19 protein-coding genes are annotated in these 21,885 nt (G+C 38.9%); 10 read left to right on the top strand and 9 right to left on the bottom strand.

Annotation, left to right across the window (positions count from 1 at the left end):
- Positions 1-65: 65 nt before the first annotated feature.
- The gene (locus tag AC07VK_RS04125) at positions 66-644 is read right to left on the bottom strand and encodes an RNA polymerase sigma factor (protein WP_492958545.1); all 579 of its coding nucleotides are present in this window, start codon (positions 642-644) and stop codon (positions 66-68) included.
- 112 nt (positions 645-756) lie between these two features.
- Positions 757-1,440 carry a DUF4142 domain-containing protein gene (locus AC07VK_RS04120; protein WP_492958543.1) on the bottom strand — a complete coding sequence of 228 codons (684 nt, stop codon included), beginning with the start codon at positions 1,438-1,440 and terminating at the stop codon, positions 757-759.
- A gap of 167 nt (positions 1,441-1,607) precedes the next feature.
- Between AC07VK_RS04120 and AC07VK_RS04115 the strand changes: the two genes are divergently transcribed.
- Positions 1,608-1,919, top strand: a complete 312-nt coding sequence (locus AC07VK_RS04115; protein ID WP_492958541.1) for a hypothetical protein — start codon at positions 1,608-1,610, stop codon at positions 1,917-1,919.
- A 54-nt stretch (positions 1,920-1,973) separates the two neighbouring features.
- Here AC07VK_RS04115 and AC07VK_RS04110 read toward each other — a convergent pair whose 3' ends face one another.
- Both AC07VK_RS04110 and AC07VK_RS04105 read right to left on the bottom strand, forming a co-directional pair.
- Positions 1,974-2,798 carry an ion transporter gene (locus AC07VK_RS04110; RefSeq protein ID WP_492958539.1) on the bottom strand — a complete coding sequence of 275 codons (825 nt, stop codon included), beginning with the start codon at positions 2,796-2,798 and terminating at the stop codon, positions 1,974-1,976.
- A gap of 35 nt (positions 2,799-2,833) precedes the next feature.
- Positions 2,834-3,685 (bottom strand): SDR family oxidoreductase, encoded by an 852-nt coding sequence (locus AC07VK_RS04105; protein ID WP_492958537.1) that lies wholly within the window; start codon positions 3,683-3,685, stop codon positions 2,834-2,836.
- A gap of 194 nt (positions 3,686-3,879) precedes the next feature.
- On the opposite strand from AC07VK_RS04105, the gene AC07VK_RS04100 reads away from it, so the two are divergent.
- Positions 3,880-5,229 (top strand): alpha-L-fucosidase, encoded by a 1,350-nt coding sequence (locus AC07VK_RS04100; protein ID WP_492958535.1) that lies wholly within the window; start codon positions 3,880-3,882, stop codon positions 5,227-5,229.
- Positions 5,230-5,425: 196 nt separating this feature from the next.
- Here AC07VK_RS04100 and cobA read toward each other — a convergent pair whose 3' ends face one another.
- Complete coding sequence (cobA, locus tag AC07VK_RS04095; RefSeq protein ID WP_492958533.1) at positions 5,426-6,190, bottom strand: uroporphyrinogen-III C-methyltransferase; 765 nt, start codon at positions 6,188-6,190, stop codon at positions 5,426-5,428.
- A gap of 242 nt (positions 6,191-6,432) precedes the next feature.
- Here cobA and nirB point away from each other — a divergent pair, with 242 nt between their 5' ends.
- The 7 genes from nirB to AC07VK_RS04060 all read left to right on the top strand — a co-directional run bounded on the left by nirB (position 6,433) and on the right by AC07VK_RS04060 (position 17,071).
- Entirely contained in the window at positions 6,433-8,946 is a 2,514-nt protein-coding gene (gene nirB, locus AC07VK_RS04090; RefSeq protein ID WP_492958531.1) for a nitrite reductase large subunit NirB, read from the top strand.
- Positions 8,947-8,983: 37 nt separating this feature from the next.
- Complete coding sequence (nirD, locus tag AC07VK_RS04085; RefSeq protein ID WP_029276048.1) at positions 8,984-9,331, top strand: nitrite reductase small subunit NirD; 348 nt, start codon at positions 8,984-8,986, stop codon at positions 9,329-9,331.
- A 60-nt stretch (positions 9,332-9,391) separates the two neighbouring features.
- Positions 9,392-9,787: a hypothetical protein gene (locus AC07VK_RS04080; RefSeq protein WP_492958529.1), complete on the top strand. Its 396-nt coding sequence runs from the start codon at positions 9,392-9,394 to the stop codon at positions 9,785-9,787.
- Between the two features lie 38 nt (positions 9,788-9,825).
- Positions 9,826-11,193, top strand: a complete 1,368-nt coding sequence (locus AC07VK_RS04075; RefSeq protein ID WP_492958527.1) for an MFS transporter — start codon at positions 9,826-9,828, stop codon at positions 11,191-11,193.
- Positions 11,194-11,236: 43 nt separating this feature from the next.
- Positions 11,237-14,788: a molybdopterin-dependent oxidoreductase gene (locus AC07VK_RS04070; protein WP_492958525.1), complete on the top strand. Its 3,552-nt coding sequence runs from the start codon at positions 11,237-11,239 to the stop codon at positions 14,786-14,788.
- A gap of 294 nt (positions 14,789-15,082) precedes the next feature.
- Positions 15,083-15,586: a nitrate reductase associated protein gene (locus AC07VK_RS04065; RefSeq protein WP_492959842.1), complete on the top strand. Its 504-nt coding sequence runs from the start codon at positions 15,083-15,085 to the stop codon at positions 15,584-15,586.
- 3 nt (positions 15,587-15,589) lie between these two features.
- Positions 15,590-17,071: a rubredoxin gene (locus AC07VK_RS04060; protein WP_492958523.1), complete on the top strand. Its 1,482-nt coding sequence runs from the start codon at positions 15,590-15,592 to the stop codon at positions 17,069-17,071.
- A gap of 258 nt (positions 17,072-17,329) precedes the next feature.
- Here AC07VK_RS04060 and AC07VK_RS04055 read toward each other — a convergent pair whose 3' ends face one another.
- Together AC07VK_RS04055 and AC07VK_RS04050 are read right to left on the bottom strand one after the other, a co-directional pair.
- Entirely contained in the window at positions 17,330-17,914 is a 585-nt protein-coding gene (locus AC07VK_RS04055; protein ID WP_492958521.1) for a molybdenum cofactor guanylyltransferase, read from the bottom strand.
- Between the two features lie 126 nt (positions 17,915-18,040).
- Positions 18,041-18,724, bottom strand: coding sequence for a Crp/Fnr family transcriptional regulator (locus AC07VK_RS04050; protein ID WP_492958519.1), 684 nt, complete (start codon positions 18,722-18,724; stop codon positions 18,041-18,043).
- Positions 18,725-18,922: 198 nt separating this feature from the next.
- Between AC07VK_RS04050 and AC07VK_RS04045 the strand changes: the two genes are divergently transcribed.
- Positions 18,923-19,123, top strand: coding sequence for a hypothetical protein (locus AC07VK_RS04045; protein WP_492953385.1), 201 nt, complete (start codon positions 18,923-18,925; stop codon positions 19,121-19,123).
- A gap of 161 nt (positions 19,124-19,284) precedes the next feature.
- Here the strand turns inward: AC07VK_RS04045 and AC07VK_RS04040 are convergent, their stop codons facing one another.
- Both AC07VK_RS04040 and AC07VK_RS04035 read right to left on the bottom strand, forming a co-directional pair.
- Positions 19,285-20,583: a PepSY-associated TM helix domain-containing protein gene (locus AC07VK_RS04040; protein WP_492953384.1), complete on the bottom strand. Its 1,299-nt coding sequence runs from the start codon at positions 20,581-20,583 to the stop codon at positions 19,285-19,287.
- Positions 20,584-20,623: 40 nt separating this feature from the next.
- Entirely contained in the window at positions 20,624-21,871 is a 1,248-nt protein-coding gene (locus AC07VK_RS04035; RefSeq protein ID WP_492958517.1) for a DUF4374 domain-containing protein, read from the bottom strand.
- Positions 21,872-21,885: the final 14 nt, after the last annotated feature.

Here is a 21,885-nt window from a genome sequence, read left to right as displayed (position 1 = left end):
ACACCTTTCTTATGCTCATTAAACTATAGACGGGCGACTAAACCCTATGGGGTAGAAAAAAACAATTATTTTTCGAATAAAAAAATTAAAGCCAAAATAACGCTTAGTTTAGGGCGCATAATTTTAAGTGCGTTCTGGATCTGTTTCCGCACCGTTTGCTCTGAAATACCGAGTTCGGCCGCAATTTCTTTATGGCTTAAATGTTCTTTCCTGCTCAATTCGAAAACCTGACGCATTTTTTCTGGCAAGGCAGCAATTTCTTGCTCAATAAGCTGCATTAATTGTTTATGCCTGATTAAATGATCAGTTAAATCATTTGTTTCGAGTGTGTAGTTTTCTAAATAAGATACATAGCCAGAAGCAACATTTTGATGTGCAACATGATCCAAAACGCGGTTTCTAAGCGCAGTATATAGGTACGCCGATGGAGCAGTTTTTATGATAATATCATGCCGTTTTACCCAAAGCGTAGTAAATAAATCCTGCACTAAATCTTTGGCCAATTCTCTATCGCCTACCTTTTTATAAGCATGTGTATATAATAATCTGCTGTACTTACCATAAATTTCTGCGTATGCGGCATGGTCATCCTGTTGTAAACGGATGAACAATTCTACATCTGCATCATGGTTTATTGGAGACATATATTTGGTTAGGGATAAGCAAATATATTAATTATTTAAACTTATCAAACCAATATAAATCGATTTAGAAGAATATAAAGGCAAGTTTACAATGCTAAATAGCGTAAAGCTATTATTTAGCCAGGGCTTTAATATGTTTTAAATGTTTTTTCAATATTGGTAAATATTTATTTGCATATGCTTTAACATCACTATCGGTAGATTTCGATGCTTTCTCAAATAGTGCAACTGCATTTTGATGATCAATAACCATCATCTCGATATAAGCTTTATCAAATGAGGCCCCGCTTAAATTATTTAATTTTTCAATCGCATTCGTCACGCCAGTTTCAGTAGCACCATTCGCATTTTTTTTAGCCAGACCAGTATTACCTGCCTCACCTTCGGCATTTTTGGTTCGCGAGGTATCTTTCATGTTTTCTGGTGATGAATCTACCCTGCCATCTGGTCGTATTTCACCTTCCGGCATACTCATTGGCAAGTTTACTTTCTTAAGTTTCGCCAATGACCTTAATTCTTCATTGGCCTTTGTATGATCATCAACCATTATCTGGCCAAACGCCTTTATCTTTAGATCTGTTGCTTGCTCTGCCGCAAGTTTCCCGGTCGATACCTCTTTCATTCCGGCAATAGCCGCCTGTTGCAAAAATTGCGGAGTGGTTAAACTATCTTGTTGATTAATGTAATCAAATGATCTTGCATAATGCCAGTCTGCTTTTGCAACAGCATTAAAGGAAGCAGCCGAAATAATCATTCCCACTATTGCTATTTTCCTGGTATTGCCATGGTTTTTCATAATAAGTAATTAAGGTAAATGCATTAGTAAAACCCCTCTAACATTTAAAAAGTTTGAGCAAATCATATCCATCTTTTAAAAATCTTACAACACCAGTGGTTTAAGATTTAAAATTTTCTCTAAACTTAATCTGATCTGAATCTGTTCTACTATAAAAGACTTTTACTATGGAAAATCTAGAAAACAATCAACCAGAAGAAGAAATTCAAAACATCGAACAGTTCCAGATCAACCGTTCTGAAGGAAATGCGGCAGATGGTCACGCTACTCCTGAGCCATCTGAAGACGATGAATATACAGATGATGAAGTGCAATATGCTGATGGCGAAGGCACACAATTAAATGAGGAAATAGAAGGTCCGGAAGACGAAGAAGATGAGGATGATGAAACAGAAACCGATGACTATAACGAATCGGATATAGAAGAACTGGATAAAGATCCGAATGCATACGATGATGAAGATAGCGAAATGTTATAAGCCAATTTATTTCCGTTATATAAAGATGCCAGGTTAATAATTATCTGGCATTTTTTATTTAAACAAAGAAGACCCACAATATTTACAAAACAAGGCATCGCTATCATGCCCCTCCCTACTACAGCTCGGACAAGATTCTGGTAATTCTTTTTTCTGCCTGGCCGCAACAGCAATATCGTGGGTAATGATCCCGGTAGGAACAGCGATAATGGCATAACCGATCAGCATCACTACAGAGGCCACAAACTTACCCAATGGCGTGATGGGCGAAATATCACCGTAACCAACGGTTGTTATGGTAACGATGGCCCAATAAATGCTTTCGGGGATGTTCGAAAATCCATTTTCGCGCTTTTCTACCAAATACATAATGGAGCCAAGAATTACAGTGATGGTTAAAACGGTTAACAGGAATATGCTGATTTTTCTTACACTGTTTTTTAACGCCTGGGTTAAAAAATTAATCTCTGTTAAAAAATGTCCGAGTTTGAATATCCTGAAAACGCGAAGTAGCCTTAGTGCCCTAAAAACCAGTAAAGATTGAGCGCCAATAAAAAAGATGCTCAAGTAAGACGGTAACAATGCAATCAGATCGATAATGCCTAATGGACTGATCACATAACTGATCGGTTTTCTGATACTCACCAATCTTAAAATATATTCGACTGTGAAAAGCGCAGCGAAAATCCATTCCATAATATTAAACAGTTTGCCATATTGCTGATGGATACCAATCACACTATCGAGCATTACTACAATGATGCTCGAAAATATGGCAATCAATAAACCGACATCAAATGCTTTACCAGCAGGTGTATTCGATTCGTAAATAACTTCGTGAAGCTTAAAACGCCAATCTTTAGGTTGATCTGATGCCATGGAAATGGTTTAATATGATTACGAAGGTAAAGAAATTAACCATTTACCACTTCTCCACCATTTACATGGATTACCTGTCCGGTAATAAATGAAGCATCGTCTGAAGCCAGGAATACATAAGATGGCCCAAGTTCTGAGGGTTGCCCTGCCCTTTCCATGGCCGTTTCAGATCCAAATGACTTAATCTTTTTTTCGTCAAAAGTAGATACGATGAGAGGTGTCCACACGGGGCCGGGTGCCACAGCGTTCACCCGGATACCAGTTTTGGCTAAATTTGTAGCGAGCGAACGTGTAAAAGAAGTTATTGCTCCTTTTGTTGAAGAGTAATCGATCAGATTTGGCGAAGAACGATAAGCCGTTACCGAGGTGGTATTGATAATGGTATCACCTGCGTGAAAATACTCCAATACCTCGTGCGCAAAATAAAAATAGCCAAATATGTTAGTACGGAAGGTATCTTCCAACTGTTTATCGTCGATCTTTTTTGGATCTTTCTGCGGAACCTGCATGCCGGCATTATTTATCAAAATATTGATCTTTCCAAACTTTTTAACCGTTGTTTTTACTGCTTTTCTACAAAATGAAGGCTTTTTAACATCCCCTTTGATCAACAAACAAGTTTTACCTTCAGCTTCAACCATTTTCTGTGTTTCTTTTGCATCAATATCTTCATCCAGATAAACAATAGCAACGTTGGCACCTTCCCTTGCAAAATGAACTGCTACCGAACGTCCAATGCCACTATCTCCACCGGTAATCAGGGCAACCTTATCATTCAGTTTCCCTGCTCCCTTATAGTTTGCTTTGATTACTTCAGGCCTTGGATTCATCTTCGCCTCTATCCCTGGTTGTTTGTTTTGTTTGGCAGGAGTTTTTTGAGTTTTCATCGTTTCTTTATAAAATTAAGTTTTACAACACTACCAATTAAACAAGAATAATATCTTCAAAGTTTTAATCCCCTCGACCTTGTCCGTTAAAAACTTAAACCAATTTAACTTAATATTTTGCTCATATTCCACCATTTTACAAGGATATACCTCAGTAAATTAGCATATTATATACTAACCAAAAGAAACCGAAAATGAGAAAAACAATTTTATCAGCTTTGTTCATACTGGGCATAACCTTGCCTGGTTTTGCTCAAAAACGCTTAGGCAATGAAACCGCTGCCCAAAAAACCAAAAGAATGGAATGGTGGACTGATGCACGCTTCGGCATGTTTATCCACTGGGGCCTGTATGCATTGCCAGCCCGTCACGAGTGGGTTAAAAGCAATGAACACATTACCAGCGAAAACTATCAGAAATACTTCGATCAGTTTAATCCTGATTTATTTAACCCTAAAAAATGGGCCAGAGAAGCTAAAGAAGCAGGCATGAAATATGCCGTGCTAACTACCAAACACCACGAAGGTTTTACTTTATTTGATAGTAAATTCACTGATTATAAGGCAACCAATACACAAGCTAAAAGAGATTTGGTTAAAGAATTTGTTGAGGCTTTCCGTGCCGAGGGTATAAAAGTAGGCTTTTATTATTCGCTAATTGATTGGCACCACCCCGATTTTCCCGTTGATAGGTACCATCCTCTAAGACCTGATAAAGACGATGAGGATCAATATGCGGTATTGAATAAAAACAGGGATATGGCCAAATACCGCAAGTACCTATACGATCAGGTAACTGAGCTACTTACTAAATATGGCAAAATCGACATTCTTTGGGCAGATTTCTCTTATCCGGGCAAACATGGTAAAGGTCGTGATGATTGGGGTTCGGTAGCACTACTTAAGCAGATTAGAAAGCTACAGCCGCAAATTATTGTAGATAACCGCCTGGATCTTAATGATTATGAAGATGGCACAGATTTCGAAACACCAGAACAGGTTAGTCCGAAGGAATTGGAAAAATACCGCGGTAAAGTTTGGGAAACCTGCCAAACCTTTTCAGGCTCGTGGGGCTACCACAGGGATGAAAACACCTGGAAAAGCAACAGGAAGTTATTAGATCTGTTGATTACTTCAGTAGCCAATGGAGGAAATTTACTGTTAAATGTTGGGCCCACTGCGCGTGGTGAGTTTGATAACAGAGCAAATATTGCTTTAGATAGTCTAGGCCTTTGGATGCACGCCAATTCGAAATCCATTTACCACTGTACTTTCGCTCCAACCGAATTTAAAGCGCCTGAAGGAGTAAAACTCACTTACAATAACGACACCAAAAAACTGTATGTGCATTTGTTCGAATATCCAAATACAGGCTACATTACACTGGATGGATATAAAGACAAGGCAAAATACGCGCAGTTTTTATATGACAACTCTGAAATACAGATTGATGCCCAAAAATCGACCGGTAATACCCTGGTATTAAAACTACCAAAGAAAAAACCCGACTTCGAAATCCCGGTAATCGAATTGACCTTAAATTAATCTACCCATATTAATTATTGGCCTGCAAGTTAAACCTTGTGGGCTTTTTTTTTACGTTTAGACAGTAATCTATTTGGCTGACGATTAAGATTTAAGGGAGTTAAGATTTTAGTTATCGCATATGCAATCAACTGTGAATCTATAAACTATTAACCAATGCAGTAATGATCAGGGACCAATGAACTAATGAACCCTTCTACGCTGATAAAAGTTCTCCTTGATTTAAGTTCGCATAAGCTTTAGCCTGCACTACATTACCTATAATAATAATAGCAGGATAAGTTAAGCCAGCTTGTTCAGCAGATTCCTGTAAATTTTGCACTGAACATACTACTTGTTTTTGGTTTGGCAGGGTAGCGTGCTGAATAACTGCCGCAGGCATATTACCCAGGCCTGCATCACAATAAGCTTTGGAGATTTCGCCAACTTTTTTCATACCCATATATATAACTACTGTGGCCGAACTTTTCATGGCACACTTTAAATCATTGGTTAAATTTCCATCCTTCTTGGTTCCGGTAAGTATCCAAACACTTTCACTGATTCCACGGTGTGTTAAAGGAACATCAATAAAACCTGCGCCCTGCATACTACTTATACCTGGAATATAATGACATTTAATACCTCTAGCTTCCGCATAAATCAATTCTTCGAAGCCTCTGCCAAAAATAAAAGGATCTCCACCCTTTAAACGCACCACTACCTGATAATTTTGGGCATTTTCGACAATTAATTCATTTATTTTCTCTTGTGGCGTGTATTTTCCATAAGGTTGCTTGCCAACATAGATCATTTTGCAATTTTTCGGTGCAATTTCCAGCAACTTCTCATTACTTAAGTTATCATACAGAATAACTTCTGCTCTTTTTAGCACATTAAAAGCTTTCATAGTGATCAATTCTGGATCTCCAGGACCTCCACCCATTATAAAAAGTCCAAAATCGTTAGTTTTTTGATTCATAATTTTAATGATTTAACTATTTAAACATAAAAGTGATGAAAATTTATTAAAAAATTAAATTTTTTATGATAAAAATCACACAATAGCAACTTTTAATTTAATTATAACCTATATTTGAATATCAAAAATCATATAAATATTAAAAAATGTATTTTTGAATCGATTATTATCAAGAAAAAACAACAAAACAAATAATTCGAAACAAAAAACAACCAACAAAACACAAAATACCTTTAAGATTTATGAAAGAACCACAAATAATCGTAATAGGAAATGGAATGGTGGGATATAAATTCTGCGAAAAGCTGAGATCAAAAACCTCTTCTTTTAATCTTATCGTTTTTGGCGAAGAACCCCGTAGAGCTTATGACCGCGTTCATTTAAGTGAATATTTTAACGGAAAAACTGCAGATGATCTTTCTCTTTCAACTGAAAACTGGTATCAAGAGCAAAACATTACACTTTTCTTAAATAATCCAATCGTTAAAATAGATCGCGAACTTCAAAAAGTTTACACCGCCAATGGCCTTGATTATCATTACGATATTCTTGTATTTGCAACCGGCTCTGGTGCTTTCGTACCCAACATCCCTGGTATCGAAAAAGAAGGTGTTTTTGTCTACCGTACCATTGAAGATCTTGACCTAATTAGCGGTTATGCCAAAAAAGCCAAAACAGCGTCAGTTATCGGCGGTGGTTTACTCGGATTGGAAGCTGCCAAAGCATTAATAGATCTAGGTATCGAAAAAACGAGCATTATCGAATTTGCACCGCGCTTAATGCCAAGACAAATTGACGCTGCAGGTAGCGATATGCTTAAATCTAAACTCGCAGATCTTGGTTTACAGATCTACTTAAATAAAAACACGACAAGTATTGAAGGCGATGGCCGTATTACCGCACTAAAGTTTAGCGATGATACTGCGTTAGATGTAGATATGCTGGTTATCTCTGCTGGTATAAAACCACGTGATGAACTGGCAAAAGCCTGCGGTATTGAGGTTGGTCCTCGGGGCGGTATTGTTGTTGATGAAAAAATGCAGACCAACGATCCAGCTATTTTTGCCATCGGTGAATGCGCTTTGTACGATGGAATGATTTATGGGCTAATCGCCCCTGGGTACGAAATGGCCGAAGTATTGGCTGCAAACCTTTGCGAAGGCGATAAAACCTTCACAGGATTTGATATGAGTACTAAACTGAAGCTGATCGGTATCGATGTAGCCAGTTTTGGTGATAATTTTATTACCGAACCCGACTGCCGCACCATCATCTTCGAAAACAAACACAAAGGCGTTTATAAAAGAATAAATGTTAGTAATGACGGGCAATACCTTTTAGGAGGTATATTAATTGGAGATGCAACAGCTTATAACCTGCTGTTGCAGACCTCTAATAACCGGATTGTATTACCAGAAAACCCTGAAGAACTGATTCTGGGTGCACGTGGTGGAAGCGAACCTGCTGGCGGAGCCGGAATTACAAGTTTACCTGACGGCGCATTGATCTGTAGCTGTGAAGGCGTTAGCAAAGGCGATATCTGCTCGGCAGTTGCAGATGGCTCTTGCGAAAACATTGATGACTTAAAAAAATGTACCAAAGCAGGCACAGGCTGTGGTGGCTGTTTACCAATGGTTAAAGACTTGATGACATATACCTTAAAATCACAAGGTAAGTATATCAAAAATGTAATTTGCGAACACTTTAACTATAGCCGACAAGAGCTTTTTGACCTTATTCATATCCACGAACTAAAAAGTTACGATGAAGTATTAGATGCCTTAGGCAAAAACGACGGTTGTGAGGTATGTAAACCATTGGTATCATCGATTCTGGCAAGTCTTTGGAACGAAATGATCCTTAAAAAAGGAAATGACGTAGCTCAAGATAGTAACGACCGTTTTCTGGCCAACATTCAAAAAGGCGGCTCATACTCCGTGGTACCAAGGGTTCCGGGTGGCGAAATTACACCCGATAAATTGATCGTAATTGGCGAAGTAGCTAAAAAATATAACCTCTACACCAAAATTACCGGAGGTCAGCGTATTGATATGTTCGGTGCACATCTTAACGATCTTCCTATTATCTGGGAGGAATTAATTGCTGCAGGTTTTGAAAGTGGGCATGCTTACGGAAAAGGATTAAGAACAGTTAAAAGCTGTGTTGGGAGTACCTGGTGCAGATTTGGCTTGCATGACAGCGTAAGTTTCGCCATCCAGATTGAAGAAAGATACAGGGGCATCCGTGCACCGCACAAGTTCAAATCAGCTGTAAGTGGCTGTATCAGAGAATGTGCAGAAGCACAGAGTAAAGACTTCGGCATTATAGCTACCGAAAAAGGCTGGAACTTATATGTATGTGGCAATGGAGGTAGCAAACCTCAACATGCCCTTTTACTGGCAACAGACTTAGATAGCGAAACCTGCATTAAATACATCGATAGATTTTTGATGTTTTACATCCGTACTGCTGATCCACTTACCAGAACAGCAACCTGGCTGAACAAAATGGAAGGCGGAATAGATTACCTGCGGAATGTGATCATCAACGATAGTTTAGGAATGGCCGCCCAATGGGAAAACGAAATTGAAAACTTAATTGCCTCTTACAAATGCGAATGGAAGGAAGCTGTAGAAAATCCTGCGATCAGAAAACGCTTCTCTCATTTTGTAAATGCACCAGAAGACAAAGATCCAACCATAGAATTTGTTGAGATGCGCGGACAAAAAAGAACCGCCGAATGGAAAACAGTTTAATCAATAATCTTTACAAACCTTATAAAACCCAAAAATCATGAACGAACAATCAAATTGGCTAGCAGCCTGCCGAGTCGAGGATGCCATTGAGAACGGTGGCGTTTGCGTAAAACATGGTGAAGATCAGATTGCACTTTTCTATTTCACCAGAAGAAATGAGTGGTACGCCACACAAAATGAATGCCCGCATAAAAAACAGATGGCATTAAGCCGTGGAATGATTGGATCCACTACCGATGAACCTAAGGTAGCCTGCCCTTTCCACAAAAAAACATTCTCATTGAGCACTGGCGAATGTTTAAGCGGCGATGAATGCGCAATAAAAACCTATCCTGTAAAGATAGAAAACGGAACTGTTTATATTGGTACAACACCAAAATCTTAACCTGACCCAGTAAGATTTAAACTTTTCCTGATTAAAAAATTTAACCCAAACCAAACCGACATGAAGATTTCTAATTATGTAGCCGCAACAGGCTGCCTTGTACTTACCTTGTTCTTTTTTTCAGCTAAATCGCAAACTAAAGCCGTTTTATTCGATGGCACTATCGTTGCCGGATATGTTGATCACGGCGCTTTTATAAACTGTACAGGCCCGAGCATCAAATTCAGCAAAAAACCTTACTCCGTTTTATTGGGATTGTTACCCAGTTTAAGAATCAAAGAAGATAAAGTTGCTGCCGGAGCGCCAAAAAATGCAGCCCTCACCCCTAACCTTGGTTTTGGTTTAACAACAGCCTTTCGCCATGTAGCCTTACAGGTACCGCTATACTACAACCCTAAAACCGCAGTCAAAAATGGCGAATGGAACGTCGGCGTAGGCTTAGGCTATAAATTTTAAAAGAACCCATTTATTTATTTACGCTTAAACAGACCGTTATGACACTAAACTCCATTACTAAACCGCTAGATAAATTAAATATATTTTCGCTCAAAGGTGTTCAGATGAAAACCTTTCACATCACCTGGCTAACTTTTTTCTTTTGCTTTTTCGCCTGGTTCGGCATGGCCCCCTTAATGAAAATTGCAAGAGAACAATTACACCTTACTAAAGATCAGGTGGGCAACATTCAGATTGCATCTGTATCAGCCACCATAATTGCCCGTTTACTCATCGGAAGATTGATTGATAAATTTGGTCCAAAACTCATTTATACCTGGCTTTTGGTATTATGTGCCATACCGGTACTGTTAATCGGAACCAGCCATTCTTATACTTCATTTTTGCTTTTCCGCTTGGCCATTGGCGTAATCGGCGCTTCATTTGTAATTACCCAATTCCACACCTCCATTATGTTTGCTTCTAACATTAAAGGAACCGCAAATGCAACAGCAGGTGGCTTTGGTAATGCAGGTGGCGGTGCTGCCAATTTATTTATGCCATTAATTGCATCTGGCATTACCGCTTTGGGCTTTTGTAGTACTGAAGACAGCTGGCGTTATGCTATGATTTTTCCTGGTGTTATGCTTTTGGTCTGTGCTTTTTTATATCACCGTTATACTTTAGATACCCCACAGGGAGATTTTAAGGATTTAAAAGACGAAAACATAAAAAGCAACAAAAACACATTTTTAATCGCCGCAAAAGATTACCGCACCTGGATTTTAACCATTGCTTACGCTGCTTGTTTTGGTGTAGAAATTACTGTAGATAACTTCGCACCGATCTTTTTTACCGATTCATTCGGCGCAACAATTGCCATAGCCGGAATGGTTGCAGGTATTTTTGGCTGGATTAATGTTTTCGCCAGACCGTTGGGCGGAATTGTTGCTGATAAAATCGGCAAAACCTGGGGATTTGATGGCAAAACACTTTTACTTGCACTGTTACTTTTGATAGAAGGAATCGGTCTGATCTGGTTCGCAAAATCGGGCAATATTGGAATGGCTATTTTTATGATGTTCATTTTTGGTCTAAGTTTAAAAATGGCCAACGGAGCAACTTACAGCCTTGTTCCTTTCATTAATCCACTTGCGGTTGGCAGCGTGGCAGGCATTGTAGGTGCCGGTGGAAATATCGGCGCCATGCTTATTGCATTTATGTTTAAAGCCAAAGCTGGTCATGCTACTAAAAATGTAATCGAAAATGGGCATTCTATTCAAAAAGACCTGATCGATTATACCAGTGCATTTACCTTTCTAGGCTTTATCATTCTCGGAATTGGCATTGCTGTCTTTATTTTCAGAACCGTCATGGCACAGAAAAGCGCAGAAATAGAAGATCTTGTACTTACACCAAGCAAATAGTCAATACAAAAAGTAAAAATCTACCTACAATACCGTTGATCATTTGAAAGAAGAAAAGAATATATCGCTAAATAATACAACAACATGCTGCTATTGCGGCGTAGGTTGCGGTATTGTGGTAAATAAAGATATCCATGAGCGGATAACTGTTGAAGGAGACAAAAGCCACCCTGTAAACAAAGGCATGTTGTGCAGTAAAGGCATGAATCTTCATTACACAGCGAATGACAAAAGCGACAGACTGCTTTACCCCGAAATGCGTTACAACAAAAACATGCCACTCCAAAGGGTAAGTTGGGATACCGCACTAGAAAGAACAGCGGCCGTTTTCAAAGCACTGATTAAAAAACATGGACCCGATAGTGTGGCTTTTTATGCAAGCGGACAATGTTTAACGGAAGAGTATTATGTAGTAAACAAACTGATTAAAGGTTTTATCGGTAGCAATAATATCGATACCAACAGCCGCTTATGTATGAGCAGTGCGGTTGTTGGTTATAAAATGAGCTTAGGTGAAGATACCGTGCCCATTAGTTACGATGATATTGAAATTGCCGATTGTATTTTTGTTGCGGGCGCAAATCCAGCATGGTGCCATCCTATCCTTTGGCGCCGTGTTGAAGCCGCAAAGCAAAAAAATCCAGACCTAAAAATCATTGTAAGCGACCCTCGAAAAACGCAGACCTGCTCCCTTGCCAATGTCCATCTGCAGCTCAATCCGGGCACCGATATTACCCTTCACCACGCCATCGGCAGATGTTTAATTGAAGATGGAAAAATCGATGCTGATTTTATCATCAACAGTACCAATGGTTATGAAAAATACCATGCGGCCGTTTTCAAAACCTCAGTAGCCGAAGCAGCAGTAATTTGTGGCATCGAAGAAAGTGATATCCGCTTGGCTGCATCTTACATTGGCAATGCAAAAGGTTTTATCAGCATGTGGACTATGGGGCTTAACCAAAGTGTGGTAGGTACCAATAAAAATCTTTCATTAATCAACTTAAACCTGATTACCGGCCATATTGGCAAACCTGGGAGCGGACCATTTTCACTCACCGGGCAACCAAATGCCATGGGTGGACGAGAAGTTGGCGGTTTAAGTAATTTATTGCCTGCACACCGTGTTTTAGCTAACGAAGGCCACCGGAATGAGGTCGAAAAATTTTGGCAGATCCCATTGGGTACCATACAATCTAAACCGGGCTTAACCGCAACAGAGATGTTCGATAAACTGAATACCGGAAAGCTCAAAGCGGTATGGATTTTATGCACCAATCCGTTGATCAGCCTGCCAGATGTCCGTGTAGCCGAAGAAGGATTAAAAAAAGCGAAGTTTGTGGTTGTTCAGGACATTAGCAACAAAGTAGAAACCTTAAAATACGCTGATGTGGTTTTACCTGCAGCTGCCTGGGTAGAAAAAGAGGGCACTATGACCAATGCAGGCCGCTATATTTCCTATCTCAGTAAAGTAACCGACGCACCTGGAGAAGCCTTACCAGATTCGGAAATTATCTGCCGGTTTGCAAAAAAAATGGGCTATCACGGTTTCGATTTCAAAAGCGCTTCCGAAATATACAACGAGCATGCAGCCCTTACCGAAGGAACCAATATCGATATCAGCGGGCTTAATTACGAGATTTTAAAAGAAAAAAGAGCCGTTCAATGGCCTTATCCGAAGCAAGAAAAAGCATTCGGAACAGTCAGGTTATTTACCGATCATCAGTTTTATACACTAGATAAAAAAGCCAATATTTTATCATTTGATGATCAAAACCAATCGGAAGCTCTAACACCGGAACATCCATTGATTTTAACCACCGGAAGAATCAGAGATCAATGGCATACCCGAAGCAAAACAGGCAAGGTAAATAAATTGAACCAGCATATTAGCGAATCTTTTTTAGAGATTAACCCGATTGATGCCGAAGCTAGGAATATTAAGGACAACGATATTATTGAAATTTCCAGTTTACGTGGAAATGTTCGTGTAAAAGCAAAATTTTCGGAAGATATTAAACCTGGTGTGGTTTTTATGCCGATGCATTGGGGCAAAATCTTAAAAAGCGATCTAAACCGGGTGAATAACCTCACCAATAACCTGGTTGACCCACAAAGCAAAGAACCCGATTTTAAATTTAGTGCTGTAGAAGTAAAACTACATCAAAAATCCCGGCAAAAGATCATTGTTATTGGTGCTGGCGCTGGTGCCTGTGGTTTTGTTAAAAGTTACAGGGCTTTAAATACCGAAGATGATATTGAGATCTTTAGCAAAGAGAATTTCCCTTTTTATAACAGGGTACTTCTCCCCGATTATATTATTGGCACTTTACCCTGGCATAACCTCATTAAAATGAGCGACAGTGAGGAAAACGATTATAGAATTAAATTGCACCGTGGGTTAGGTATCGAAAAAATAAACAAAGAAAACAAAACCGTTACCGATAGTAATGGAGAAACCCACCATTACGATGTTCTGCTCCTGGCCACCGGAAGCAGGGCTTTTATGCTTAAAGATATCCCGAAACTAAACGGCATATTTACTATGCGCAGCCGTAATGATGCCGACAGTTTTAAAAAACATGTGGATACCACAAATGGGAAAGTAGTAATTGTTGGGGGCGGTTTATTGGGAATCGAATTGGCTACATCTTTAGCTGAAACAGGATCAAAAGTGACGATTATCCAACGGATATCGAGATTAATGGGCCGCCAGCTGGATGCATTGGGCAGTCAATTACTACATGAAGAACTGACCAGCAAAGGTATTGAGGTTTTTTACAATGATGAAGTAGACCGGATTATCGGAGAAAAAAGCATTTCGGGCATCCGTTTAAAAAGTGGTTTATTGATCGATTGCGAATCTTTGGTGATCGCAATAGGCACCGTTCCGAATACCGAACTGATTAAAGAAGCAGGTATAGAATGTAAAAGAGGTGTTGTAGTTGATGAGTACCTGAGAACCAGCGAAAAAGACATTTATGCCATTGGCGAAATTGCCGAATTTAAAGGTCAGATGTATGGCATTACCGCAGCTGCAGAACAACAGGCCGAAATAGTAGCGAGATTTCTTTGCGGAGATATTGCTAAATTTTACCAGGGCAGCCTGCTCATGAATATCCTTAAAATGCACAGTTTAGAGCTCTGTTCATTAGGCTTGGCCGAAATACCGAACAACGACCCTACTTATGAGGAAATTGTTTTTATAGATAAAGCCAAACGTTACTACAAAAAATGCATTGTACACAACGATAAATTGGTTGGAGCCATATTAATTGGCGATAAAAGTGAGTTTTTGGAGTTCCGCAATCTGATCGAAAACAAAATGGAGTTGAGCGAAAAGCGGCTTCAATTGCTAAGAAGTGGCAAAACAACCGAACCTATTATAGGCAAAACCGTATGCAGCTGCAACAATGTTGGCGAAGGCAACCTGATTAACAAAATTAAAGATGGCTGTAAAGATCATTTGCAGCTTTGCCAGCTCACAGGTGCCGGAATGGGTTGTGGTAGCTGCAGACCTGAGGTGAAAGCCATATTAGATTCTTTTGTAAATGTATTAAAAACGGAACCTAAACAGGTTTTAGTAGAGAAATGATAGATTTCTGCAGTTAGTGATCCCTTGCAGTCAGTTTTAAGAAAAAGATAAAGGGCTTCTGATGACAGGTTTTTCTAGGGAGGTCGTCATTGCGAGAAGGCTTTTTCAGCCGACGAAGCAATCTTTATCGTAGGTTGGCAAGATTGCTTCGTCGTTCCTCCTAGCAATGAAGATCGATTTTTGAAAATTGTTATTAGTAAACGACCAGGAATCGTAATACAATAAGCTTTAAGATTCCCGCCTGCGCGGGAATGACGACAGATTGCTAAAGAACATTTAAAATTAAACAAAGTGATGAAAGTAAAAATGGAGCCTTCAGAATTTAAAAACCTTAAAGGGATTGAATATTTTAAGTTCGAAGAAGATTTTATTGAAGAAAATATGCGCTGCATCCCCATGATCGTACGTTTTAAAATGGATGCAGCAGGAATAAAACTAAAATTGGCAGAATGGAGCAAATTTCATCAATCAGAAAGAATCCAATTGGCTTTACTACCGGTTTCAACTCAGGAACAAACAGATAAGTACCATCAATTTCTGATTGGCCTGATTACCAAATATACCGGAAATCAAGCTACCACGCTGGCAATCGACCCCCTGCCTGATTGGGGAAACTTACATCAAATCCCTACGATGCTAAAAGAAAAGGCCACAGAATTAGCATTACAGCTCTCCATAAACCAGTGGCGAAAACTCACTAATATCCAAAGGTTTGCGCTTTTAAAATTATGCAGACCAGGGCATGAAAACAAAAACTTTCCAAAGGCAGTAGTAGAATTTGGACTTCTAAATAGCTAAACCATGTATCAAACCATCATCATTAACTTTCCAGGCGGAATCATATCACCGGGCAACCTGTATAACATCTTGGTTGCAGCAACAAAAGCACGGATCCAATATGTTCGTTTTGGCCTCCGCCAGCAGTTATTGATTGATACCACAACCTACAATATTGCCATATTTACAGGTGAAATGGACAAGCTTGGGATCGATTATGAAGTAGATACCAATAATTTTCCGAATATTATCAGCTCTTATCCTGCTGAAGAGATTTTTATCCGCAAAACCTGGCTTACTGAAGGGGTATACAAAGATGTTTTAGGCGATATCGACTTTAAACCTTCCGTTAAAGTCAATATCTGCGATAGCGATCAAAGTTTTACCCCCATGTTAACGGGTAATATCAACTGGATTGCCTCTTCACAATCCGAACATTATTGGCATTTGATTATCCGGTTTCCAAAAACAAATGTAACCTATGAATGGAATCAGCTTTGTTACACCAACCATATTGCGCAGGTTACCAAAGTGCTGGAGGGTATTATCAAAAACAATCAGTCACAGTTTGTAGATAATCCACAAGCCAATGGTGAAGAACTCTTTGCATTTTTAGATCAGGACAATTTCATTCTTAAGCCTGCAGAAAACACCGTATCGCTATCTTCATTTAACCTACCTTATTACGAAGGCTTAAACCGTTATAACAACAAATATTGGTTGGGTATATACAGGCGTGATGAATTGTTCAGCATTCCATTTTTAAAGAAACTCTGCCAGCTTTGTTTAGATACCAAACTTGGTCAGCTGTGCTGTACCTCCTGGAAAACCATTATTATAAAAGGAATTGATGAAAAAGATAAAAACCTTTGGAATGGCCTGCTCGAAGAATTTGAGATCAATATGCGGCATGCGGCCAACGAACTTAACTTTCAGGTGGAAGACAATTGTAACGAGGGTTTAGCGTTAAAAAATTTCCTTGTTAAACATTTAAGCATTGATGATACCAGGACGTTTGGAATCTGCTTTGGCATTAAAACACGCAAAAAAAGTGAGGTTTTCAGTAGTATCCTGATCCAAAAACGCCACTTGATTAATATTTTGGGTTTAAAAATACTCCCCGTTTACGATATCCTTTGTGCTAAGGATTTTAACCCCAACGAGCGTACCGGCGAAATTTTTAGCAGGAGTAATCCTAGTTTTTTATTACCAGAACAAGTAAGGCGTTCGATATTTAAGTTTTACAAATACCGTTTAAATGCGATAAAAACCGGTAATCAAAAACAGAGCTTTCAGACTGAAGAAACAATAAAAAAAGATGGTGAGTTTTTATACCAGTGTAACAATTGTTTAACGGTGTACAACGAGCGCATTGGCGAAATTGAAAATAACATTAACCCAGGTACGGCATTTAAAGATTTACCTGAAAGTTATTGTTGCGTGCTTTGTGAAGGAGAAAAAGACAATTTCACTAAGATTGATCAATCGGCATTACAGCTTTTGTAAATCTGAATTTGATGACTTATATTGACTGTTTAAGTTCAATGTTAGGTTAGTGTGGTCGTCACCCTGAACCGAGCCTTAGCGAGCTCACCGAAGGTAATTTATTTTATTAGCAGTTTTTATATTATTAAAGGCCTAATAGCTACTTCGTGGTCAGGGCCTTTCCTGCCAAAAACAATGCTAAAAAAAGTTCAGCATGACGATGAGATTTAAGAATAACCTGAAATCTTCAATCTTTACAACTCACTTGTCGAGCGCCGATTATAAGCCATTTATTTCGGCATGGGAGTTAAAATTACTGAAATAACGATAATCCTGGTCTTCAAGGGCAATTTCGCAAACCCGCAAATTACTTAAAACGTATTTCATGCTGTGTTTGGCCAAACCATTGGTTTTCAGCAGGTGTACAATTTTTTTCAAACCCTCAATTTTATAAATCCCGCATAGGGGTTCTTGCTGACCATCTTTGGTAAAAATATAAGCTTCGAAAGCATCATCAGCTTTAAACGAATGCATTAGCTTTTCCAACAACCTGGTTTCCATCAACAACATATCGCAGGCCAATAAGAAAAGATCCTCCTCAGGATTTGATAAATGAGTAGAAAGCACCCCTAATGATGGCCCTTTGATATCAAGCGAAGGATTGTCGATAATCAATTGCTCATTCCCGAAATAACTCGCATAGATTTCTTGCTGCGATGGATTAACTGAGAATTTTACCTGGAGATCGAGCGCACTTAATTTGTCAGCCGCCACCTGCACCCATAGTTTATCCTGATGGCTGAGCAAAGCTTTGTCAGTGCCCATCCGTAAACTCTGCCCTCCACATAAAACGATTCCTAACATATAATATCAATAATTAAAAAACTATTTATCAGTTAAGCCGAGCGAAATATATGTTTTGAAAAGACACTTCGACTACGCTCAGTGTGACAACAACAAATTTTAAATAATTAAAATTATAAACCTTAATTATTTACTACTCAAATCTGTTAGTCCGGCCTCGTTTAAAATACCAATTTGCTTTCCTTTCACGATTATTAACTTTTCTGTTAACAGCTCGTTCATCGTCCTGAAGACCGTTTCATAAGTGGCACCGGTAAAAGCGGCCAGATCCTGACGGCTTAGTGCTAAATTTAAAAATCCTTCGGCATCTAATCCAAACTGATCTCTCAATCCTAAAATAGCCACGGCAAGTCTTCCTTTAACCGACATTAAAGCTAAATTACGCATTTTCTTTTCCGAGGCGTGCAACTCGTCGGCATAAAACATTAATAAACCGTAAGCAAATTCCTGGTTTACTTTTATCGTGGATTTAAAAAAATCGATATCTACAAAACAAAGTTTAGTGGTTTCTAAAGCAGTTGCCGATATTGGATAAGTAGAAATACTGCTGCTGATTCCCCTATGTCCAATGATGGCTCCGTCGTTAGCAAAACGTAAAATCAATTCTTTATCGCCCCATTGTTTATGCACTTTTACATTGCCCGAAGTAACAAAATAAACACCACTAACCGGGTCGCCCTCTCTAATAATTACTTCCCCTTTTTTAGCGATAAAATTTCGTTTATGGCTCTCGATAGCAGGGTGCCACTCTTTTAGTGTGAGTTGGCACATAAAACAGGTTTTAAGATCGCAGGTATTATTTTTCTTCATCTTTTATTGGGGATCTTGGGTAAAAATAGCAAATCATTGCACAATTATCTGGTATCGTAAGCAAATTCGGTGATTCTTCACTATTGTTGAAAATTTCACAAGAATAAAACTCACTGAAAGAGAACACATAACGTTTTTTACAGGCATTCTTATCGCAAAGAAGTTTAAAGATATGCCATCAAATCATAATTTTGCGTTATGGCAAATACAAACGTTAGAAAATCAATCCAGAATAAGATCGAATCATTAGGCAAGGAAATTGAAAACCTACAGGCAGAATTAAAAAGATGGGAAAAAATTGCATCCGATTATGAAACCAACTCGGAAAGCATTGATTTGATTTTATCGATACAATTACCTGAAAAACCAGAACCAAAAACTAAAAAGGTAAAATTGTAAGGCATTTAAACGAAAAAAACCGAGCAATGTCCGGTTTTTTTCGTTTAATAAAATCGTCGTCATCTCGACTGAAGCTTAGCTGAACGGAGAGATCTATCTCGAGATAGATTTAGCTTCGCTGAGCACTACGTGGTTCTCGACTTCGCTCGAAATGACGAACTTTAGAAAACTTCTTCCACTTTTTTTACCGGAATTTTAGCGCTCGGCTTAAAACCAGCAGGCTTATTATTGCCTTCGGTTAAAACGGGCGCCTTTTTTGCCGCTTTCTTCTTGAATTTCCTACCATACCAGATTAGAAAGCCAGTTATAGGTAAACTTGCCCCTATTAGTGACGCTAAAAAAGCCATCACTTTACCAGGGAAACCCAAAATACTCCCAACATGGATATCGTAATTCATTTTGCGAAGTTTACCACCAAAACCAGCCGCTTCATAAGCAATGGAATAAACACCTTCGCGTTTAAATTCTTTTAAAGTATGCTGATCGAAGGTATACCCTTGGTTATTGTAAAACTGACCTGTATTGGGATAAACCGTAATGTTGATCGTGGCTTTTGCTTTTGAAGTATCGGGGAAATTATAGTAAAAACCCTGCGATTTTGGATGACGGCGAATTACTTTTTGCCAGGCCAGATCCATCGCTTTTTGTGGCGTATAGAATTTTCCAACAGCTAAAGAATCTGATTCCAAACGTTGGAAATCGCCTAATTTATCACCACCAGAGGTTACCCAATATAAACCTTCGCTGTACCATTTAATGCCATAAACCATTCCTGTCAAGGCGATAAAAAGCAAAAAGATTAAAGAATAAAAGCCCAGTACATTGTGTAAATCGAGATTTACCCTTTTAAATGAAGCACCCCATTTAATTTTGAAACTCTTATCGCGGGTTGATTTGTTCCATTTTTTAGGATACCACCAGATTAATCCCGTAATCAACAAAACCACAAATATCATGGTTCCGTAGTTTACAATTGGTCTTCCGATGGCATAAGGTAACCACAAGAAACGGTGACCGTTGAGGATAAACCTAAAAAAATCGACCTCTCCTTTTTTATGTACCACTTTACTGATTACCTCTCCTGTATAAGGATTAATTTTTAAAATGGTTCCTCCTCCACGCCGTCCTTCATCCTTTTTTCCCCTTAAGTTTAAACTGATCGCCCTTCCCTGTTGGTATTGTGCATACGAAGGAATCTTTTCCGGATAAAGCTTAAACGCAATTGCACCCAGTTGCGATGGTGTAATCACAGGTTTATCCTGCTTTTCAATTTTGGTCTCAGGCTCCAATAAGCCTGTAATTTCTTCATTAAAAACCCAGATACAGCCGGTTATACAAACAATAAGAACAATGACGCCCGATATTAGGCCGAGCCAGAGGTGAAGCCATTTATTGATGCTGTTAAACAGCGAATCTTTATTTTTTTTCTTTACTGGAGTAGTTCTATTTACCGTTGCCATTGTTCTGTTTTGCTTAGTTTTTTGAGGTGATAATTTGTTGTTATTTTAAATGCTGAACGGCAGTGATTACTCCGCCCTCTACTTTTAAGCCTCTTGTAGCCGTTGCTGTAGCAGCATCAATTTTATACACGTAGCTTGTACCATCACTTAAATTGAAGCCCAGGTAAGCCAACTTTCCATCTTTTGGCGTATAGTTATTTGTAGTGATGCTAGAGATAGCAGTTTCGGCAGGAAGCCCGGTAACTTTTTTGAAGGTTTTATCAACTACATTTAATACGCCTATGGTTTTACCTACTGTGTAAGCGCCTTTGTTGGCTTTTAATATCGCATTTACAATGAAATTATTACCACCGATATAAATCCAATTGGTAATTACATAACCACCGGATACAGATTCAAAATCTAGAAAATAAGTTAAATCGAATTCGGTTGTGCCTGCTTTGATTTTGGTAATTGCTGAAGGTTTGGTAGAGGTTATTTTCGAATCGGTAAGCACATCAGTGGTTTCAGTATTATCGTCAACAGCTACTGAGCTCGAGAATGCATAAACGTCTCCATTTTCTACTACGCCCAACCCATCAGTAAAATACCTTCCGATAAAACTTGTACGGTCATCTTTAATTACTTTCTCTAATTTCATTTCTGGATAAGAATAAACGGCTATCCAGGCGGTGTTAGGATATTTTGTCCAGAACCTGCTGCCGTTGATACAGAAAAACGGCGCATACACTTTATTTCCTACCTGTTTAATCCAGCTGAAGTGCGCGATTTCTCCATTGTCTGCAGGAGCTGTGGCATCTAACGTTCCTTCTCCGGAGATTAAAAGGCTATTGGTATTTACTTTATACCAGCTTGCTGTTGGAGCAGCTAAATTTCTCGGGATTTTAATCAATAACAGATCGTCGTTAACTGGCGCAAAAGCCTGAACGGTTTCAGTCTGAAAATTAGAAACCTTATTTAGTTTGCCGGCTAAAATATTGTAGGTAGTTACCGCACCTGGATTTCCCTGCCCGTAAAGCATGCTGAAAAACTTATTGTTGTGCGTAACATAATAGCGATAAGTTCCATCTTGTTCTACTCCGTTTCCAGCGGTAGAGATTGTGCCTTTATCCAGATCACTGGCAGTAAGCAAATAATCGGCAACACCTGTAGAAGCTACTGGCGTAACGGCGAGGATAAAGTTTCCTGGATTTTCCGGAACACTTTCGCCTTCTTCTTTTTTCGAACACGAGGTTAGTACTGCAGCGAAAGCTAAAGCTATAAACGCTTTGGTAAAGTTTGTTTTCATATTACTTTTTTTAT

It is taken from the genome of Pedobacter sp. GW821-FHT01D05, assembly GCF_059422505.1.
Note: the sequence above shows the minus strand (reverse complement) of the source record. Positions and strands in the feature narration are given on the sequence as shown.